Consider the following 19,915-nt stretch of genomic DNA (forward strand, 5'->3'; position numbering starts at 1 on the left):
TCTCCCGCGCCCCCTTCGGATCACCGGCCGCGTCCTACTCCACCGTCACCGACTTGGCGAGGTTGCGCGGCTTGTCGATGTCCCGGCCGAGCGCCAGCGCCGTGTGGTAGGCGAGGAGCTGGAGCGGGATGCCCATGAGGATCGGGTCGAGCTCGTCCTCGTTCTTCGGCACGACGATGGTGTGGTCGGCCTTCTCCTGCTCCTGGTGGGCGACGGCGAGGATCTGGCCGCTGCGGGCCTTGATCTCCTCCATCGCCGCGCGGTTCTTCTCCAGCAGGTCGTCGTCCGGCACGATCGCCACCGTCGGCAGGGCCGGCTCGATCAGGGCGAGCGGGCCGTGCTTCAGCTCGGAGGCCGGGTAGGCCTCGGCGTGGATGTAGGAGACCTCCTTGAGCTTCAGGGAGGCCTCGCGGGCGACCGGGTAGCCCCGCACGCGGCCGATGAAGAGCATCGAGCGGGCGTCGGCGTACTGCGCGGCCAGCTTCTTGATGTCCTCCTCCTGCTCCAGCATCTCGGAGATCTGCGCGGGCAGCTTGCGCAGGCCCTCGATGATCCGCTTGCCGTCGCGCACCGACAGGTCGCGGGTGCGGCCCAGGTGCAGGGCGAGCAGCGCGAAGGCGACGCAGGTGTTGGTGAAGCACTTGGTGGAGACGACGCAGACCTCGGGACCGGCGTGCACGTACATGCCGCCGTCGGCCTCGCGGGCGATCGCCGAGCCGACCACGTTGACGATGCCGAGGACCCGGGCGCCCTTGCGCTTCAGCTCCTGGACGGCCGCGAGGACGTCGTAGGTCTCACCGGACTGGGAGACGGCGATGTACAGCGTGTCGGGGTCGACGACCGCGTTGCGGTAGCGGAACTCGGAGGCGGGCTCGGCGTCGGCGGGGATGCGGGCCAGCTCCTCGATCATCTGGGCGCCGATCTGGCCCGCGTGGTACGAGGTGCCGCAGCCGAGGATCTTCACGCGGCGCACGGCGCGCGCGTCGCGGGCGTCCAGGTTGAGGCCGCCGAGGTGCACGGTGGAGAAGCGGTCGTCGATCCGGCCGCGCAGGACGCGGTCGACCGCCTCGGCCTGCTCGTGGATCTCCTTGTGCATGTAGGTGTCGTGGCCGCCCATGTCGTAGGAGGCGGCCTCCCACTCAACGGTGGTGGGCTCGGACGTGGTCCGGGTGCCCTCGGTGGTGTAGGTGCGGAAGTCGTCGGCCTTGAGGGTGGCCATCTCGCCGTCGTCGAGGGTCACTATCTGCCGGGTGTGGGCGACCAGCGCGGCGATGTCGGAGGCGACGAACATCTCCTTCTCGCCGATGCCGAGGACGACCGGCGAGCCGTTGCGGGCGACGACGATGCGCTCGGGGAAGTCGGCGTGCATCACGGCGATGCCGTAGGTGCCCTCGATGACGCGGAGGGTCTCGCGGACCTTGTCCTCCAGCTTCTCCGCCTCGGAACGGGCGATGAGGTGGACGAGGACCTCGGTGTCGGTCTCGGAGAGGAACTCGACGCCGTCCGCCTCCAGCTTGCGGCGCAGGTCGGCGGCGTTGTCGATGATGCCGTTGTGGACGACGGCGACCTTGTCGTCGGCCGACATGTGCGGGTGGGCGTTCACGTCGGAGGGGGCGCCGTGGGTGGCCCAGCGGGTGTGGGCGATACCGGTGGTGCCCTTGAAGCGCGCCGGGACCTTGGCCTCCAGGTCGCGGACCCGGCCCTTGGCCTTGACCATCTTCAGGCCGGCCGCCTTCGGGGACGTGACGACGATGCCCGCCGAGTCGTAGCCGCGGTACTCGAGGCGCTGGAGGCCCTCGAGCAGCAGGGGCGCGACGTCACGCTTGCCGATGTATCCGACGATTCCGCACATATACCGTATTCCTCGCAGGTCTCGTGTCCCACGGCCTCTCAGCCGTAGACGATGCGGCGCAGCTGGCGGAGCGTCAGCTCCGGCGGTGCCACCGCGCGGTACTTCAGTTCCGCCGCGATCCGTTCGAAGATCGTCGCGTTCACCAGGCCCTGGGCCTGGAGCTCGCGGTGGCGGCGACGGACGTACTCCTCGGTCGTCTCGTCGAAGTAGGCGAGCACGTCCTGGATCACGCGCAGCGCCTCGCCCCGGTTGAGGGGGGTGGACCGCGTCAGATGATCAACGAGTTCGTCGTGCACCCGGTAGATCCTGGGGTACGGCTGACGCTTTCGCAAGAATCCTGCCCGATTTCGGGCAGGCGCCTTACATTCGCCTGAGGACGGCCTGCTTGGCGAGGGTGAACTCCTCCTCCGTCAGGACCCCCGAGCGGTGCAGCTCGCCCAGCTCCCGCAGCCGCCGCAGCAGCGCGTCGTGGTCGTCCTCGGGGGCGGAGGCGGGTGCCGGGAGCGCGGTGGGCTCGGCCGGGCTCGCGGCGTCCAGGACGGGCGCCGACGGGTGCGGGAGGCGGGCCTGGACGGCGGCGGCCACCAGGGCCATCAGCGGGTCCTTCCTGAACCCCCACAACTCGACCGCGTTCGGGTCGTACTTGGGCGGCACCTTGGCCGGCGCGGCCCGTACGGTGAAGCGGAGGTGGCCGTTCTCCAGACCCACCGACGGCTGCCACTCCACGGCGACGATGTCCGCCAGCGCGAGGACGCGCGGCCCGCCGGCGGACTTGGCGTCCTCCGCCTGCCACTTCCACTCCAGCCGCACCCGCTCGCCGTCGAAGCTCGCCGTGCCGTCCCCGGCGGACACCGACAGGGGCACGGAGGGACCCGCCAGCAGATAGGCGTCCACCGGACCGGACGGCACCTGCTCGAGCAGCAGGGCGTTGCGCACCTCGTCCGCCAGGTACTCGGCGACCCCGTACCGGTCGGACTCCACGATCAGCTGGTACGGGTCGTGCGGCTCGGTCAGCCGGCCGCCGGTCGCCTGCAGCAGCGGGTCGGCGCCGTCCCGCAGCCGCAGCCTGAGCCGTCCCGACTTCTTGCCCTGCTCGAACGATATGCCCGCCAACGCGGCCAGCGGGACCGTCAGTTCACCCAGTTCCCTGCGGAGCAGACCGACGTTCTTGTCCCGCCCCGGCGTCAGCCGCAGGGTGTCGCCGTCGAAGACCCACGTTCCGTCCTTCTGGATGATTTCCGCCATACGGAGATTGTTCCATCGCTTCTGCGCGGCACGGTTGTGCGGGAGAGTGGTCTATACCCATCGTGAAGGGAGAGCACGTGAGACGGCACCAACGGCACCGCGGAACGACTCCCCGCGTCACCCGGCTCCTCGGGTCCCTGCTGCTCGTGGCGGCGGCAGGGGCCTTCACCGTCGGGGCGGCCCCCGCCCAGAAGGCGGAGCCGGTCCCCCTGGACCGGGTGATCCCCGCCCCGTCCTCGGTCGACCCCGGCGGCTCCCCGTACCGGATCACCCGCGGCACCCACATCCGCGTCGACGGCTCCCGCGAGGCCCGGGGCGTCGGCGACTACCTCGCGGACGTCCTGCGGCCCTCCACCGGCTACCGCCTGCCCGTCACCTCGCACGGCGACGGCGGCATCCGGCTGCGCCTGGCGAAGGGCCCCTACGGCGACGAGGGCTACCGCCTCGACAGCGGCCGGTCCGGCGTCACCATCACCGCCGCGAAGCCCGCCGGCCTCTTCCACGGCGTCCAGACCCTGCGCCAGCTGCTCCCCGCCGCCGTCGAGAAGAGGTCCGTGCAGCCCGGCCCCTGGCTGGTCGCGGGCGGCACCGTCGAGGACACCCCGCGCTACGGCTGGCGCGCCGCCATGCTGGACGTCTCCCGGCACTTCTTCACCGTCGACGAGGTCAAGGGCTACATCGACCGGCTCGCCCTCTACAAGCTCAACAAGCTCCACCTGCACCTCAGCGACGACCAGGGCTGGCGCATCGCCGTCGACTCCTGGCCGCGCCTGGCCACCTACGGCGGCTCCACCGAGGTCGGCGGCGGCCCCGGCGGGTACTACACGAAGGACGACTACAAGGAGATCGTGCGGTACGCGGCCTCCCGGCACCTGGAGGTCGTCCCCGAGATCGACATGCCGGGCCACACCAACGCGGCCCTCGCCTCCTACGCCGAGCTGAACTGCGACGGCGTGGCACCCCCGCTGTACACCGGCACCAGCGTCGGCTTCAGCTCGCTGTGCGTCGACAAGGAGATCACGTACGACTTCGTCGACGACGTCGTGCGCGAACTGGCCGCGCTCACCCCCGGCCGCTACCTCCACATCGGCGGCGACGAGGCGCACTCCACGCCGCACGAGGACTACGTGAAGTTCATGGACCGGGTGCAGCCGATCGTCGCGAAGTACGGCAAGACGGTGGTCGGCTGGCACCAGCTGACCGGTGCCGTCCCGGCCAAGGGGGCGCTCGCCCAGTACTGGGGCCTGGACGGCACCGGCGCCGCGGAGAAGGCCCAGGTCGCCGCCGCCGCGCAGAACGGCACCGGGCTGATCATCTCCCCGGCCGACCGGACCTACCTCGACATGAAGTACACCAAGGACACCAAGCTGGGCCTGTCCTGGGCCGGTTACGTCGAGGTGCAGCGGTCCTACGACTGGGACCCGGGCACCTATCTGCCGGGCGTGCCGGCCTCCGCGGTCCGCGGGGTCGAGGCGCCGCTGTGGGCGGAGACCCTGTCCGAACCGGACCAGCTCGAGTACATGGCCTTCCCGCGGCTGCCCGGCGTCGCCGAGCTGGGCTGGTCCCCGGCGGCCACGCACGACTGGGACGCGTACAAGGTGCGGCTGGCCGCGCAGGCGCCGCGCTGGGAGGCGCTGGGGATCGACTACTACCGGTCGCCCCAGGTGCCGTGGACGCCCTGACCCGGTGAAACCCGACGGGCACCCCGGAGGACCGTCTCCGGGGTGCCCGTCCGCCTGTGCGGGGCCGTCAGAGGCCCGCGATGGGGTTCTTCAGGTTCCCGACCAGCTGCAGCGCACCCGACGGGTCCGCGAGGTCGACCATCTGCCGGTTGTTGCGCAGCTGGAGCCGGTTGAGGCAGGACAGCGCGAACTCGGGCGCGAACATGTCGTACTGGGCGAACTTGTCGGCCAGCTCCGGTACCGACTCCTGGTAGGCGCGGGTGACCTCCGCGACAGTCCGCCAGAAGGCGTCCTCCTCGAGGATGCCCTCCTCGGCGAGACCGGCGGCGAGGAAGCGGAAGAAGCAGTCGAAGACGTCCGTGAAGACCGACAGGAGCTTCTTGTCCTCGGGGACCTCCACGGCGATGCGCGAGACGTCCGGCGGCAGCACCGCGTCCGGGTCCATCACCGCGATCTCCTCGGCGATGTCCTTGTAGACGGCCCGCTGCACGACCCCGTCCCTCAGCACGAGGATCACGTTCTCGCCGTGCGGCATGTAGACCAGGTCGTAGGCGTAGAAGCTGTGCAGCAGCGGGACGAAGTAGGCCCGAAGGTAGCGCCGCAGCCACTCGGTGGGCGCGAGGCCCGACCGCTCGATCAGCGCGCCCGCGAAGGAGGCGCCCTCGTGGTCGACGTGGACGAGGGAGGCCATGGTGGCGAGCGTCTCGCCGTCCTCCAGCGAGGGCACCGGGCTCTCCCGCCACAGCGCCGCCAGCATCTTGCGGTACGGCGAGTAGCGGTCCGTGGCCTGCTCGTACTCCAGGTGCCGGTAGCCGACGGCCGCCCGCTCCCGGATGATCGTCAGGCCCGTCGACCGCAGCACCGGGTCGTTCTCGATGAGCTGGGCGAGCCAGTCGTTGATGGCCGGAGTGGCCTCCATGTACGCCGCCGACAGGCCGCGCATGAAGCCCATGTTGAGGACGGACAGGGCCGTCTTCACATAGTGCTTCTCGGGGTGCGTGGTGTTGAAGAAGGTGCGGACGGACTGCTGGGCCAGATACTCGTCGTCGCCCTCGCCCAGGCACACCAGGTGCTGCCGGGCGACCTCGGCGGCGAAGGTGACGGTGAGCTTGTTCCACCACTGCCAGGGGTGGACCGGGATGAAGAGGTAGTCGGCCGGCTCCAGGCCCTGCTCGCGCAGCACGCCGTGGAAGCGCTCGACGGTCGCCTCGCCCAGTTCGTCCCGGACGAAGGACTCGTAGTCGATGCCCACGCCCGCCGTGAACGCCGCCCGCGAGCGGTGCGCGGCCAGCCACACCAGCCGCACCGGGCTCGCGGTCTCCGGCGCGTACGACAGGTAGTCGTGGATGCCGAAGCCGAGCCGCCCGTTGTTGGCGACGAAGCAGGGGTGGCCCTCGGTCATGCCCGTCTCGACGGCCTGGAAGCCGCTCCTCGCCAGCTCGGCGGAGGTGACCTGAGGCTTGGTGAGCTTGTAGCAGGTGCCGGAGAGGGTGGAGGAGATCTCCTCCAGGTAGACCGGGAGGATGTCGTCGCTCAGCCCCAGGGAGTCCTTCAGCTCGATGAGGAAGTCCAGGGCGGCGAGCGGCAGCTCGGTGCCGTCGCGGTGACGGGTGATCGAGCCGGCGTCCACCTGCCAGTGGTCCAGGGCGCGGACGGTGGCGGTGAAGCGGTACTCGGTCTTGCCGTCGTCGCTGCGGACGACGTACGCCTCCCCGTCCCGCTCGGGCGTCAGCAGCCGCTCGTGCGTGAACTCGGCCAGCGCCTTGCGGACCAGGAGGCGGTTGGCCTGCTCCCAGCGTTCGGGGGAGAGGTGGGTGACGGCGTCGGCGAGGCTCATGCGGACACCGCCTTCTCGAACTGCTCGCGGGTGCAGAAGCTCAGCAGGGCCTTCTTCTCCGGCTTCTGGATCTCCCGCTCGGGCACGAAGCCGACGGCCGCGTTCAGGGCGTGCACGGCCTTGTTGCCGACGTCCGGCTCGACGACGACGCGGCGGGTGGCCGGGTCGGCGAACAGCTCGGTCATCACGGCGGTGATCACGGCGCGGGTGAAGCCGTGCACGGGCCGGTCGGTGGGGGCGACCAGGAAGTGCATGCCGACGTCGCCGGGCTCCGGTTCGTACAGGCCGGTCAGCTCGCGGTGGGCCGGGTCGTACTTCTCCATCAGGAAGGCGGGGACGCCGTCGTGCAGGCCGAGGTAGGCGTGGTGGTGCTCGTCGGCGGCTATCTCCATGTAGGCGCGCTCGACGTCCACCAGCGTGGCGTCCTGCATCATCCAGAAGGCCGACTTGGGGTGGGTGACCCAGCCGTGCAGCAGGACGGCGTCCTTCAGCGGGTCGAGGGGGCTCAGGGTGAGGTCGCCGATCCCGGCGGCGGTGGGGGTGCTCATACGGCGAACTCCTGGAACGCGATGGTCTTCTCGACCGGGTAGTACTCGGTGCCACCGAGCAGCTCTCGGATGATGCAGCTGTTGCGATAGGCACCCATGCCCAGATCGGGGCTGGTGATGCTGTGGGTGTGGACACCCGCGTTCTGCAGGAACACACCCCGGCCCGTGACGTCGACGGCGTAGTTGCGGGCGACGTCGAAGTTGCCCTGGGAGTCGTGGCGCAGCCGGTCGCGCACGGGCTTGAGGAACTCCGGCTCGGCGTACTTGTAGCCGGTGGCCAGCACCAGGCCCTCGGTCTCGATCTCGAAGTCCTTGCCCTGCTCCTGCTGGCGGAAGCCGAGCGTGTACGTGCCGTCGGCGTACCGGGCGCTGTGCAGCGCCGAGTTGGTGAGCAGCCGGGTGGGCACGGGGCCGCCGAGTCTCTTCTGGTAGAGGAGGTCGAAGATCTCGTTGATCAGATCCCCGTCGATGCCCTTGAACAGGCCCTTCTGCTCGGCCGTGAGGCGGTAGCGGGTCGCCTCGGGCAGCGCGTGGTAGTAGTCCACGTACTCCGGGGAGGTCATCTCCAGCGTGAGCTTGGTGTACTCCAGCGGGAAGAAGCGCGGGGAGCGCGTCACCCAGTTCAGCTGGTAGCCGTGGACGTCGATCTCGCTCAGCAGGTCCTGGTAGATCTCGGCGGCGGACTGGCCGCTGCCGACCAGCGTGATCGACTTCTTCTTCACCAGCTCCTCGCGGTGCTGCACGTAGCGCGAGTTGTGCAGGAAGTCGCCGGCCAGGCCCCGGCAGGCGTCCGGGACGTGCGGCGGGGTGCCGGTGCCGAGGACCAGGCGGCGGGCACGGTAGACGTCGCCGGAGGTGGTGGAGACGGCGTACAGCTCGTCCGCCTCGTCGTACGTCACCTCCGTGACCGTCGTGGAGAAGCGGACGCTGCTCAGCTTGCCGGCGGCCCAGCGGCAGTAGTCGTCGTACTCGACGCGCAGCGGGTAGAAGTTCTCGCGGATGTAGAACGAGTACAGCCGGCCCTTCTCCTTCAGGTAGTTGAGGAAGGAGTACGGCGAGGTCGGGTCGGCGAGGGTGACCAGGTCCGACATGAACGGGGTCTGGAGGTGGGCGCCGTCCAGGAACATGCCGGCGTGCCACTCGAAGTCGGGCTTCGACTCCAGGAAGACGCCGTCCAGTTCGGCGATGGGCTCGGTGAGGCAGGCCAGGCCGAGGTTGAAGGGGCCGAGGCCGATCCCCACGAAGTCGTACGGGGCACTGGCTTCAGGAAGCGCGGTCAAGGGACTCTCCCAGGTACTGCTCGGCGTGGCCGGCGATCAGGTCGAGGACGGCGGCGATGTCGGCCGTGGTCGTCTCGGGGTTGAGCAGGGTGAACTTCAGGTAGTGGTGTCCGGCCACCTTGGTGCCGGCGACCACCGCGTCGCCGGAGGCGAACAGGGCCTTGCGGGCGTACAGGTTGGCGCGGTCGATCTCGGCGGGCTCGGTGACGGCGGCCGGGATGTAGCGGAAGACCAGCGTGGACAGGCTCGGCTCGACCACGACGTCGAAGCGCGGGTCGGCGGCGAGCAGCTGCCAGCCCTCGGCGGCGAGGTCGCACACCTCGTCGAAGAGCTCGCCGATGCCGTCGGCGCCCATCACGCGCAGCGTCATCCACAGCTTGAGGGCGTCGAAGCGGCGGGTGGTCTGGAGGGACTTGTCGACCTGGTTGGGGATGCGCTCGTGCACCATACGGCGGGGGTTCAGGTACTCCGCGTGGTAGGTGGCATGGCGCAGGGTGGCCTCGTCGCGCACCAGCAGGGCGGACGAGCTCACCGGCTGGAAGAAGGACTTGTGGTAGTCGACGGTGACCGAGTCGGCCAGTTCGATGCCGGTGAGCCGGTCCCGGTACTTCAGGGAGGCCAGCAGTCCGCAGCCGTAGGCGGCGTCGACGTGCATCCACACGCCGTGCTGGGCGCAGAGCGCGGCGATCTCCGGCAGCGGGTCGATGGAGCCGAAGTCGGTGGTGCCGGCGGTGGCGACGACGGCCATGGGGACGAGGCCGTCCGCGGTGCAGCGCTCCAGCTCGCGGGCGAGCGCGACGGTCTGGAGCCGCTTGTCGTGGTCGACGGGGACCGCGACGACGGCGTCCGGGCCGAGGCCGAGCAGTTTCGCCGACTTCTGCACGCTGAAGTGGCTGACCTCGGAGGTGAAGATGCGCAGCTTAGCGAGGTCGGCCGCCCCTTCCCACCCGTCCCGTCCCGGCTTGGCCTCCTCGCGGGCCAGCAGCAGCGCCTGGAGGTTGGACTGGGTGCCGCCGGAGGTGAACACGCCGTCGGCGGCGGGGCCGAGGCCGATGCGGGCGGTCGTCCAGTCGATCAGTTTCCGCTCGATGAGCGTGCCTCCGGCCGACTGGTCCCAGGTGTCCAGGGAGGAGTTGACGGCGGACAGCACCGCCTCGGCGGTCACGGCGGGGATGACGACCGGGCAGTTGAGGTGGGCGAGGTAGCGCGGGTGGTGGAAGTAGACCGCGTCGCGGAGGTAGACGTCCTCCAGCTCGTCCAGGACCGCGGCCGTGTCGTGCAGCGGCTGGTCGAGGTCGATCCCGTCGATGCGGGGAGCGAGGGCGTCGACCGTGATGCCGGTGAACGGCCGTTCGGTGGCGGCGAGTTTGGCGGCCACCCGCTCGACTCCTTGGGTCACGGAGCGGCGGTATGCCTCCGCGGTGGTGTCGTTGAGCAGGTGCGAGCGCATGTGGGGGTCCTCCGGTGGGGACGGTCCGAGAGGGGCGGGAGAAGGGCGGAGCCGCTTCGACTTAGGTGAGCCTAACCTAATCACCGGCGGCCAAACGCATGCCTGTGCGTGACGGTCGTCACTCGGTCCCCAACCGCCCGTCACGCGGCGTGAGTTGAGGACCGGCGGGGGTCGGTCGTCAGCCCTGTTCGCGGAGTTGTTCCTCCGTCAGGCCCTGTCGCCAGTAACCGACGAAGGTGACGCGGCGCCGGTCGATGCCCCGCTCGCCCACGAAGTGACGGCGCAGCTCCTTGACGCGGCCGGACTCGCCGGCGATCCAGACGTAGGGACGCTCGGCGGCCGGCAGGGAGGCCGCCCTGAGCGCGGTGAGGGCCGGGCCGGCCGGGTCCCCGGACTCGTCCCGGACCAGCCAGGTGATCTCGGCGTCCGCGGCGGTGGCCAGCTCGGGCACGTCCGCGGCGTGCGGCACCTCCAGCCACGCGCGGACGCGGGTGCCGGCCGGCAGGGACTCGAGGGCGGCGGAGGCGGCGGGGACGGCGGTCTCGTCGCCCCAGAGGACCACCAGGTCGGTGTCCTCGGGCGGCCGGAAGCGGATCGCCCGGTTGTCGGCGACCGCGGGGCCCAGCAGCAGGACCCGGTCGCCGGGGGCGGCACCCGCGGCCCAGCGGGCGGCGGGGCCGGCGGCGCACGCGGCGCCCGGTTCCAGGCCGTGCAAGACGAAGTCGATGTCGATCTCGGAGGTGTTCCCGAGGGCGTCCCGGCGCAGCGAGCGCAAGGTGTACGAGCGCATCACCGCCCGTACGTCGTCCGGGAGTTCACGCCACCCCTGCCACCAGCCGTCGCCCAGCTCCACGGGGACGGCGGGCTCCGGCTGGCCGGGGTGCGGCAGGAACAGCGACAGGGACTGGTCGCGCCCGTCGGAGTGGAAGCCGGCGAGGTCGGGCCCGGCGAAGGTGACCCGGGTCAGAGACGGGCCGAGCCGCCTCGTCCGTACGACCTGGAGGGAGAAGAAACGGAACGGGGCGGCTACGGCAGTCGTCACGGGTGGCTCCTGCGAGTCGGGGCGGACGGTGTCAGCTGACCTTCTTCGCCTTCTCGATGGCCTCGGCGAGGCTGTCGAGCAGCGGGGCGCACTTGTCGTAGGACAGGATCGGCTCGGGGGAACGGGCGATGACCTGGCCGGCCTTGACCGCGGGCAGCTGCTTCCAGGTGCCCTCGGTGATGTCGGCCGGCTGGATGGTCGAGGAGCGGTCGTCCATGATGATGACGTCGGCCGGGTACTTGTCGACGTTCTCCCAGCTCAGGCTCTCGAACCAGCCGCCGGTCGCCTTCTTGGCCTCCTCCGAGGGCTCGACGAAGTTCACGCCGAGGGCCTTGAAGTACTCCAGGTCGACGGAGAGGTTGGTGCCGGAGACGTAGAAGAGCTCGGCGCTCGCGGAGCCGGCCAGCACCTTGATCTCGGGCTTGGCCTTGGCGGCGGCGCGCAGCCGGGCCGCGGCCTTGTCGAAGGCGGCCTTTGCGTCGGTGACCTTCTTGGCCTTCATGTCCGCGCCGAGCGACTCGGCCAGCTCCCACATGCGCTGCAGCGGCTGGGTGAGCTGGCGGTCGAAGACCGAGATCGCGACGCTGGGCGCCAGCTTGGCGATCTTGTCCTTGGACTCCTCGGGGACCGACCAGAGGGTGCCCGCGGTGTCGAAGGTCGTGGTGGCGAGCAGCTCGGGCTGGAGGCCGACGTACTTCTCGACGTCGAGCTTGCCCCACTCGTTGCCGAGGACGGTGACCTTGCTGACGTCCATGTCGCCGGCCTGGACGTCGGGCTTGCCGTCCTTCGTCGTGGTGGGGCCGAACACGCCCTTGACCTGGACGCCGTAGTCCCACAGCGCGGCGGCGACGCCGGTGAAGGCGACGATGTTCACCGGGACCTTGTCCAGCTTCACGGTGGTGCCGCGGTCGTCCTTGAACGTCCAGGGGCCGGACTTGGCGGCACCCGTCTCTCCGTCCGAGCCGCCGCTCTTGCCGTCGTCGTCCCCGCAGGCCGCGAGCACCGCGCCGAGGCCGAGGGCGCCGCCGGCGGCGAGGATTCCGCGACGGGTCAGGTGGGCAGCTCTGGCGTTGGACATGTGTGGGCCGCTTTCGGACGGGGCGGAACATCCGCTGGACAATTCGGGGATAGGTTAGCCTAACCTCAGATCTTGTCCAGTGGCCGGGGGAGTCCCGGTGCGGACCGGCCCCGTCCGGGCGGCCCGCAGGCTCAGCTCACGAGGCCCAACTCCCGTGCGATCAGCATCCGCTGGACCTCGCTGGTGCCCTCGCCGATCTCCAGGATCTTGGCGTCCCGCCACATGCGGGCCACGGGATACTCGTTCATGAATCCGTAGCCGCCGTGGATCTGGGTGGCGTCCCGGGCGTTGTCCACCGCGACCGTCGACGAATACAGCTTCGCCACGGCCGCCTCCTTCTTGAACGGCTCGCCCGACACCAGCCGGGAGGCCGCGTCGCGCCAGGCGAGACGGGCCGTGTGGGCCTTCATCTCCATGTCGGCGATCTTGAACTGGATCGCCTGGTTCGCGCCGATCGGCCGGCCGAAGGCGTGACGTTCCTTCGCGTAGGCGACGGACTCGTCCACGCAGCCCTGTGCGAGACCCGTGCCCAGCGCGGCGATGGCGACCCGGCCCTCGTCCAGGATGCGCAGGAACTGGGCGTAGCCGCGGCCCTCCTCGCCCAGCAGGTTCGCCGCCGGCACCCGGACGTCCTGGAAGGACAGCTCGCGGGTGTCCGAGGCGTTCCAGCCGACCTTGGAGTAGGGGGCGGCCACCGTGAAGCCCGGGGTGCCGGACGGGACGATGATCGACGAGATGAGCGGACGGCCGTCCGGCTTGCGGCCCGTGACCGCCGTGACGGTCACCAGGCCCGTGATGTCCGTGCCCGAGTTGGTGATGAAGCACTTGGTGCCGTTGATCACCCACTCGTCCGTCTCGGGGTCCAGGCGGGCCGTCGTCCGCGTCGCGCCCGCGTCCGAGCCGCCGTCCGGCTCGGTCAGGCCGAACGCGCCGAGGATCTCGCCGGCGCACAGCCGCGGCAGCCACTGACGCTTCTGCTCCTCGGTGCCGAACAGATGGATGGGCATCGCGCCCAGCGAGACACCCGCCTCCAGCGTGATGGCCACCGACGAGTCGACCCGGGCCAGCTCCTCCAGGGCGATGCCCAGGGCCAGGTAGTCACCGCCCATGCCGCCGTACTCCTCGGGGAACGGCAGGCCGAACAGGCCCATGCGGCCCATCTCCCGCACGATCTCGTACGGGAACTCGTGCCGCTCGTAGAAGTCGCCGATCTTCGGTGCCACGACGTCGTGCGCGAACTCCTCGACCGTACGGCGGAGTTCTTCCAGTTCGGGGGAGAGCTTGTGGTCCATCGTCTTCACGACTCCTGGTGGGAGAGGGCTCGTACGGTGCGGGACGGGCTGGGTCGGCCCAGGTGTGCGGCCATCCAGACGCTGGTGGCGACGAGACGGCCGAGATCGACCCCGGTGTCGATGCCGAGGCCGCGCAGCATCCACACGAGGTCCTCGGTGGCGAGATTGCCGGTGGCGGACTTGGCGTACGGGCAGCCGCCCAGCCCGCCGGCGGAGGCGTCGACGGTCGTCACGCCGTGCCGCAGCGCCGCATACGTGTTGGCCAGGGCCTGGCCGTACGTGTCGTGGAAGTGGACGCCGAGCGCCGCCACGGGGACGCCGGCGCCGGTGAGCGCGCGCAGCAGGGCCTCGACATGGCCCGGCGTCGCCACGCCGATCGTGTCGCCGAGGCTCAGCTCGTCGCAGCCCATGTCGAGGAGGGCCCGGCAGACCCGCACCACGTGCGGGACGGGCACCGGCCCCTCCCACGGGTCGCCGAAGCACATCGAGAGGTAGCCCCGCACATGGACGTCCTGCGCCTTCGCCCGGCTCACCACCGGCTCGAACATCGCCAGCGCCTCGTCCACCGTGCGGTTGAGGTTGGCCTTCGCGAAGGACTCCGTGGCGCTGGCGAAGACCGCGACCCGCCGGGCGCCGAGCGCCAGCGCGCGGTCCAGGCCGCGTTCGTTCGGCACCAGGACCGGAAGGTCGACCGGCAGCCCGGACACGGCCGGGAACAGCTGCTCCGCGTCGGCCAGCTGGGGCACCCACTTGGGGTGGACGAAGCTGGTCGCCTCGATGGTGGTCAGCCCCGCGCCGGCCAGGCGGCGGACGAACTCCGCCTTCACCTCCACCGGCACGACGGCCTGCTCGTTCTGCAGGCCGTCCCGGGCGCCGACCTCGTGGATGCGGACCTTCGCGGGCAGGCCCTCGACCGGCACGGTCATGGGCAGGACCGGTTCCGGGGCGTTCATGCCGTCTCCTCCTCGCCCTCGTCGGCGGGTGCGATGACCGCCAGCACCTGGTCCATGGCGACCGTCGTGCCGGGGGACACGTCCAGCTCGGTGACGGTGCCGGCGTGCGGGGCGGAGATGACGTGCTCCATCTTCATCGCCTCCACCACCAGCAGGCTCTGTCCGGCCGCGACCTCGTCGCCGACGGCGACCTTCACCACCGTCACCGTGCCCGGCATGGGCGCGGTGAGCGAGTCGGCGCCCGCGTGGGCGGCGCGGGTCAGCGAGGCGGCGACCGGGTCGTGGTCGCGCACCTGCCAGGCGTCGCCGTCGCGGCCCAGCCAGGTGCCGTCCGGCAGGGCGGCGAAGGTGTGGGAGACGCCGTCGAGCCGGAACGCGTACCGGTGCCCGTCGCCCGAGCGGGTGACCGGCGAGGCGGCGAGGGGCTCCTCCGCACCCTCGGGCAGCAGCTCGGTCCCGCCGCCCGGGGTGCTGCGCACCCGCACGGTCACCGGATCCCGGCCCGGCACCCGCAGAGGGTGCGCGGTCCAGGCCCGCTCCCCGCCCAGCCGCCAGCCGTCCCCGGCGCCGAACGGGTCCGTCCAGCCGGCGGCGTCCGCGGCCGGAGCCGCCGCGGCCCGGCGCAGCAGCGCCGCCGCCGCGTACACCTCCGCCGGCACCTCGTCCGGCACGAGCGTGTCCGCGTCCCGCTCCACCAGCCCGGTGTCCAGCTCGCCCGCGACCACCGCCGGGTGCGCGAGGAGCCGGCGCAGGAACCCGGCGTTGGTCTGCACGCCCAGCGTCACCGTGTCCGCGAGGGCCGCCCGCAGCCTGCGCAGCGCGGTGGCGCGGTCGGGGCCGTACGCGATCACCTTGGACAGCATCGGGTCGTAGAGGCTGCCGACCTCCGTGCCCTCGCCGAGCCCGGAGTCGGTGCGGACGCCGTCGCCCTGCGGCTCGTGCAGCCGCAGCACCGTGCCGCCGGAGGGCAGGAAGCCGCGCGACGGGTCCTCGGCGCACAGCCGGGCCTCGATCGCGTGCCCGGTCAGCCGGACGTCCTCCTGTGCGAACCCGAGCCGCTCACCGGCCGCCACCCGCAGCTGCCACTCCACCAGGTCCAGGCCCGTGACCAGTTCGGTCACCGGGTGCTCCACCTGGAGGCGGGTGTTCATCTCCATGAAGTAGTACTGCGACGGGTCGTTGCCCGGGACGATGAACTCCACCGTGCCCGCGCCCCGGTAGCCGCAGGAGCGGGCCGCCTGCACGGCCGCCTCGCCCATCGCGGCCCGCGTGGCCTCGTCCAGGAGGACGCTCGGCGCCTCCTCGATGATCTTCTGGTGCCGGCGCTGGAGCGAGCACTCGCGCTCGCCCAGGTGCACCACGTTGCCGTGGCCGTCGGCCAGCACCTGGATCTCGATGTGCCGGGGCCGGTCGATCCACCGCTCCACCAGCAGGGTGTCGTCGCCGAAGGAGGCGCGCGCCTCACGGCGGGCGGCGGCGATCTCGTCGGCCAGCACCGCCTCGTCCCGCACCAGCCGCATGCCCTTGCCGCCACCGCCGGCCGACGGCTTCAGCAGCACCGGCATGCCGATCTCGCGGGCCGCCTCGGCGAGCTGCCCGTCCGTCAGACCGCTGCCGCTGGAGCCGGGCACCACCGGCACCCCGGCCGCCTTCACCGTCTCCTTGGCGCGGATCTTGTCGCCCATCAGGGCGATGGCGTCGGCGGCCGGCCCGATGAAGACCAGCCCCGCCTCCTCGCAGGCCCGCGCGAAACCGGCGTTCTCGGCGAGGAAGCCGTACCCGGGGTGCACGGCCTGCGCGCCCGTACGGGCCGCCGCCTCCAGCAGTCGTTCCACCGACAGATAGCTCTCCGCCGCCGGCGCCGGACCGATCCGCACCGCCGTGTCGGCCTCCCGTACGTGCCGGGCGTCCGCGTCGGCGTCGGAGAAGACCGCCACCGAGCGCACGCCCAGCGAGCGCAGCGTCCGGACGACCCGGACGGCGATCTCGCCGCGGTTGGCCACCAGTACCGTCTCGAACATCGTCGTCCGTCCCCTCACATCCGGAAGACGCCGAACTGGGGGTCGCCCAGTGGCGCGTTGGCACACGCGGTCAGGGCCAGTCCCAGCACCTGCCGGGTGTCGGCGGGCTCGATGACCCCGTCGTCCCACAGGCGGGCGGTCGCGTAGTAGGCGTTGCCCTGCGTCTCGTACTGGGCGCGGATCGGCGCCTTGAAGGACTCCTCCTCCTCGGCCGGCCAGTCCTCCCCGCGCGCCTCCAGCTGGTCCCGCTTGACCGTGGCCAGCACGGACGCGGCCTGCTCGCCGCCCATCACGGAGATCTTGGCGTTGGGCCACATCCACAGGAAGCGCGGCGAGTACGCCCGGCCGCACATCGAGTAGTTCCCCGCGCCGTACGACCCGCCGACCACCACCGTCAGCTTCGGCACGCGCGTGCACGCCACCGCCGTCACCATCTTGGCGCCGTGCTTGGCGATGCCGCCCGCCTCGTAGTCCCGGCCGACCATGAAGCCGGAGATGTTCTGGAGGAAGACCAGCGGGATGCCGCGCTGGTCGCACAGCTCGATGAAGTGGGCGCCCTTCTGGGCCGACTCGGAGAAGAGGATGCCGTTGTTGGCGACGATCCCCACCGGGTGCCCGTGGATGCGGGCGAAGCCGGTGACCAGGGTCTGTCCGAACTCGGACTTGAACTCGGCGAACCGGGAGCCGTCCACCACGCGCGCGATGACCTCGCGGACGTCGTAGGGGGTGCGGGAGTCGACCGGCACCGCGCCGTACAGCCCCTGAGGGTCCACCTTGGGCTCGACGGCCGGCTCCACGCCCCAGGGGAGCGCGCCGCGCCCGGGAAGGGTGGAGACGATCTGCCGGACGATGCGCAGGGCGTGCGGATCGTCCTCGGCCAGGTGGTCGGTGACGCCCGAGATGCGGGCGTGGACCTCGCCGCCGCCCAGCTCCTCCGCGGTCACCACCTCACCGGTGGCCGCCTTCACCAGCGGCGGGCCGCCCAGGAAGATCGTGCCCTGGTCGCGGACGATCACCGCCTCGTCGCTCATCGCCGGTACGTACGCCCCGCCCGCCGTGCAGGAACCGAGTACGGCGGCGATCTGGGGGATGCCGGCGCCGGACATCCGGGCCTGGTTGTAGAAGATCCGGCCGAAGTGCTCGCGGTCGGGGAAGACCTCGTCCTGCATCGGCAGGAAGGCGCCGCCGGAGTCCACCAGGTACAGGCACGGCAGCCGGTTCTCCAGGGCCACCTCCTGCGCCCGCAGGTGCTTCTTGACGGTCATCGGGTAGTACGTGCCGCCCTTGACCGTGGCGTCGTTGGCGACGATCACGCACTCCCGGCCGCTGACCCGGCCGATGCCGGCGATGACACCGGCCGCCGGGGCCTGGCCGTCGTACAGCCCGTCGGCCGCGAGCGGCGCCAGCTCCAGGAACGGCGAACCCGGATCCAGCAGCGCGTCCACGCGGTCGCGCGGCAGCAGCTTGCCGCGCGCGGTGTGCCGGGCCCTCGCCCGCTCCCCGCCGCCGAGCCGGGCCGCCGCCAGCTTGGCGCGCAGCTCCTCCACGAGGACGCGGTGCGCCTCCTCGTTGGCCCGAAAGGCCTCCGACGCGGGATCGGCCGCGCTCGTCAGCTCCGGTGCCTCGTGCATCCTGCGGTCCCCTCACCCAGTGATCGACCTGTTAATGAGCGTTAACGCGTTTCCCTCAGGTTAACGAGCGCTAACCTTCCTGTCTAGAATCGTTCCCATGGCCACCAGAACCGACGCCCCCACCCGTCGCGAGCAGATCCTCAAAGAGGCCGCCCGCCTGTTCGCCGAGCGCGGCTTCCACGGTGTCGGCGTCGACGAGATAGGCGCCGCGGTCGGGATCAGCGGCCCCGGTCTCTACCGTCACTTCCCCGGCAAGGACGCGATGCTCGCCGAGCTGCTGGTCGGGATCAGCGAACAGCTGCTGACCGGGGCCAAGCGGCGGCTGGCGGAGGCCGAGGGGCTGACCGGCGCGGGTCCCGAGGCGGTCCTCGACTCGCTCATCGAGGGTCACATCGACTTCGCGCTCGACGACCGCCCGCTCATCACCCTGCACGACCGTGAGCTGGACCGCCTCCGGGACACCGACCGCAAGATGGTGCGGCAGTTGCAGCGGCGGTACGTGGAGCTGTGGGTCGGCGTGGTGCGCGAGGTCTACCCGGCGGTGGCCGAACCCGCCGCCCGCTCGGCCGTCCACTCCGTCTTCGGCCTCCTGAACTCCACCCCCCACCTCGGCCGCCCCGGCTCCCTCCCGGGCCGCACGGTCACGGCGTCGCTGCTGCACCGGATGGCCCGGGGGGCGCTCGCGGCGGTGGGGGAGGCGTGAGGGGCGTGCGCCCGCGGGCCGGGGCCGCCCCGGAGTGACGAGGGTTACCCACGCCCCGCTCTGGACGCCCTTGGCTACCCGCCGGTACGGTGAAGTCTGAGCAAGCGCTTAGATATTCGTACCCTGGAGGTGGCGCGGTGCGCCGTACGGTGTTCAACGAGGACCACGAGGCGTTCCGGGAGACCCTCCGCGCCTTCATCGAGGCCGAGGTCGTCCCCGTCTACGACGAGTGGTTCGCCGCGGGCCAGGCGCCGCGCGACTTCTACTACAAGCTCGGCGAGCTGGGCATCTTCGGCATCAACGTGCCCGAGGAGTTCGGTGGCGCCGGCATGGACAGCCACAAGTTCGAGGCCGTCCTCTACGAGGAGACCGCCCGCGCGGGCGTCCAGTTCGGCGGCTCCGGCGTGCACGTGCTGCTCGCGCTGCCCTACATCAAGATGCTGGCCACGGACGAGCAGAAGAAGCGCTACCTGCCGAAGTTCGTCACCGGCGAGGAGATGTGGGCCATCGCGATGACGGAGCCGGGCACCGGTTCCGACCTCGCCGGCATGAAGTCCACCGCCAAGCTCTCCGAGGACGGCACCCACTACGTCCTCAACGGCGCCAAGACCTTCATCACCGGCGGCGTCCACGCCGACAAGGTCATCGTCTGCGCCCGCACCGCCGCCCCCACCGCCGAGGACCGCCGCCACGGCATCTCCCTGTTCGCCGTGGACACCAAGTCCGAGGGCTACTCGGTCGGCCGCAAGCTCGACAAGCTGGGCCTGCGCACCTCCGACACCGCCGAGCTCGCGTTCGTCGACGTCAAGGTCCCCGTCGAGGACCTGCTCGGCGAGGAGAACAAGGGCTTCTACTACCTCGGCCACAACCTGGCCTCCGAGCGCTGGGGCATCGCCTTCGGCGCCTACGCCCAGGCCAAGGCGGCCGTCCGGTTCGCCAAGCAGTACGTGCAGGACCGCACCGTCTTCGGCAAGCCGGTCGCGCACTTCCAGAACACGAAGTTCGAGCTGGCCGCCTGCCAGGCCGAGGTGGACGCCGCCGAGGCCGTCGCCGACCGCGCCACCGAGGCCCTGGACGCCGGCGAGCTGACCCCCGCCGAGGCCGCCAGCGCCAAGCTGTTCTGCACCGAGGTCGCGCACCGCGTCATCGACCGCTGCCTCCAGCTGCACGGCGGCTACGGCTACATGAACGAGTACCCGATCGCCCGCCTGTACGCGGACAACCGCGTCAACCGCATCTACGGCGGCACCAGCGAGATCATGAAGTCGATCATCGCGAAGAACATGGGCCTGTAAACCCCA

General features: G+C 71.2%; 16 protein-coding genes. 3 read left to right on the forward strand and 13 right to left on the reverse strand.

Annotated features, from left to right (window positions below; translation table 11 throughout):
• Positions 1 to 34: 34 nt before the first annotated feature.
• From glmS to AB0E77_RS08155, 3 genes are all read right to left on the reverse strand, one after another.
• Positions 35 to 1,852: a glutamine--fructose-6-phosphate transaminase (isomerizing) gene (glmS, locus tag AB0E77_RS08145; protein WP_361567244.1), complete on the reverse strand. Its 1,818-nt coding sequence runs from the start codon at positions 1,850 to 1,852 to the stop codon at positions 35 to 37.
• Between the two features lie 38 nt (positions 1,853 to 1,890).
• Positions 1,891 to 2,148, reverse strand: coding sequence for a hypothetical protein (locus AB0E77_RS08150; protein ID WP_351136572.1), 258 nt, complete (start codon positions 2,146 to 2,148; stop codon positions 1,891 to 1,893).
• 64 nt (positions 2,149 to 2,212) lie between these two features.
• A complete protein-coding gene (locus tag AB0E77_RS08155) occupies positions 2,213 to 3,097 on the reverse strand; it encodes a DUF4429 domain-containing protein (RefSeq protein ID WP_361567247.1) in 885 nt (294 codons plus the stop codon).
• Between the two features lie 77 nt (positions 3,098 to 3,174).
• On the opposite strand from AB0E77_RS08155, the gene AB0E77_RS08160 reads away from it, so the two are divergent.
• Positions 3,175 to 4,779 carry a beta-N-acetylhexosaminidase gene (locus AB0E77_RS08160; protein WP_361567249.1) on the forward strand — a complete coding sequence of 535 codons (1,605 nt, stop codon included), beginning with the start codon at positions 3,175 to 3,177 and terminating at the stop codon, positions 4,777 to 4,779.
• 67 nt (positions 4,780 to 4,846) lie between these two features.
• Here AB0E77_RS08160 and AB0E77_RS08165 read toward each other — a convergent pair whose 3' ends face one another.
• From AB0E77_RS08165 to AB0E77_RS08210, 10 genes are all read right to left on the reverse strand, one after another.
• A complete protein-coding gene (locus AB0E77_RS08165) occupies positions 4,847 to 6,616 on the reverse strand; it encodes an IucA/IucC family siderophore biosynthesis protein (protein ID WP_361567252.1) in 1,770 nt (589 codons plus the stop codon).
• Positions 6,613 to 7,164, reverse strand: coding sequence for a GNAT family N-acetyltransferase (locus AB0E77_RS08170; protein ID WP_361567255.1), 552 nt, complete (start codon positions 7,162 to 7,164; stop codon positions 6,613 to 6,615). Before AB0E77_RS08170 ends, AB0E77_RS08165 begins: the two co-directional genes overlap by 4 nt.
• Positions 7,161 to 8,444: a lysine N(6)-hydroxylase/L-ornithine N(5)-oxygenase family protein gene (locus tag AB0E77_RS08175; RefSeq protein ID WP_361567258.1), complete on the reverse strand. Its 1,284-nt coding sequence runs from the start codon at positions 8,442 to 8,444 to the stop codon at positions 7,161 to 7,163. The genes AB0E77_RS08170 and AB0E77_RS08175 overlap by 4 nt, the downstream gene beginning before the upstream one ends.
• Entirely contained in the window at positions 8,428 to 9,894 is a 1,467-nt protein-coding gene (gene desA / locus AB0E77_RS08180) for a lysine decarboxylase DesA (RefSeq protein WP_361567261.1), read from the reverse strand. Before desA ends, AB0E77_RS08175 begins: the two co-directional genes overlap by 17 nt.
• Positions 9,895 to 10,072: 178 nt before the next feature.
• Complete coding sequence (locus AB0E77_RS08185; RefSeq protein ID WP_361567264.1) at positions 10,073 to 10,936, reverse strand: siderophore-interacting protein; 864 nt, start codon at positions 10,934 to 10,936, stop codon at positions 10,073 to 10,075.
• Between the two features lie 31 nt (positions 10,937 to 10,967).
• A complete protein-coding gene (locus tag AB0E77_RS08190) occupies positions 10,968 to 12,014 on the reverse strand; it encodes an ABC transporter substrate-binding protein (protein ID WP_361567267.1) in 1,047 nt (348 codons plus the stop codon).
• Between the two features lie 131 nt (positions 12,015 to 12,145).
• A complete protein-coding gene (locus AB0E77_RS08195) occupies positions 12,146 to 13,306 on the reverse strand; it encodes an acyl-CoA dehydrogenase family protein (RefSeq protein ID WP_361567523.1) in 1,161 nt (386 codons plus the stop codon).
• A gap of 5 nt (positions 13,307 to 13,311) precedes the next feature.
• A complete protein-coding gene (locus AB0E77_RS08200; RefSeq protein ID WP_361567270.1) occupies positions 13,312 to 14,259 on the reverse strand; it encodes a hydroxymethylglutaryl-CoA lyase in 948 nt (315 codons plus the stop codon).
• Complete coding sequence (locus AB0E77_RS08205; RefSeq protein ID WP_361567273.1) at positions 14,256 to 16,280, reverse strand: acetyl-CoA carboxylase biotin carboxylase subunit; 2,025 nt, start codon at positions 16,278 to 16,280, stop codon at positions 14,256 to 14,258. Before AB0E77_RS08205 ends, AB0E77_RS08200 begins: the two co-directional genes overlap by 4 nt.
• A 14-nt stretch (positions 16,281 to 16,294) precedes the next feature.
• A complete protein-coding gene (locus tag AB0E77_RS08210; protein WP_361567275.1) occupies positions 16,295 to 17,911 on the reverse strand; it encodes a carboxyl transferase domain-containing protein in 1,617 nt (538 codons plus the stop codon).
• A gap of 97 nt (positions 17,912 to 18,008) precedes the next feature.
• Between AB0E77_RS08210 and AB0E77_RS08215 the strand changes: the two genes are divergently transcribed.
• Together AB0E77_RS08215 and AB0E77_RS08220 are read left to right on the forward strand one after the other, a co-directional pair.
• Positions 18,009 to 18,614, forward strand: coding sequence for a TetR/AcrR family transcriptional regulator (locus AB0E77_RS08215; RefSeq protein ID WP_361567278.1), 606 nt, complete (start codon positions 18,009 to 18,011; stop codon positions 18,612 to 18,614).
• A 137-nt stretch (positions 18,615 to 18,751) separates the two neighbouring features.
• On the forward strand, positions 18,752 to 19,909 hold the full coding sequence (locus AB0E77_RS08220; protein WP_361567280.1) for an acyl-CoA dehydrogenase family protein: 1,158 nt from the start codon (positions 18,752 to 18,754) through the stop codon (positions 19,907 to 19,909).
• Positions 19,910 to 19,915: the final 6 nt, after the last annotated feature.

It is taken from the genome of Streptomyces sp. NPDC032940 (assembly GCF_040636935.1).
In the GTDB taxonomy this organism is placed as follows: Bacteria; Actinomycetota; Actinomycetes; order Streptomycetales; family Streptomycetaceae; genus Streptomyces.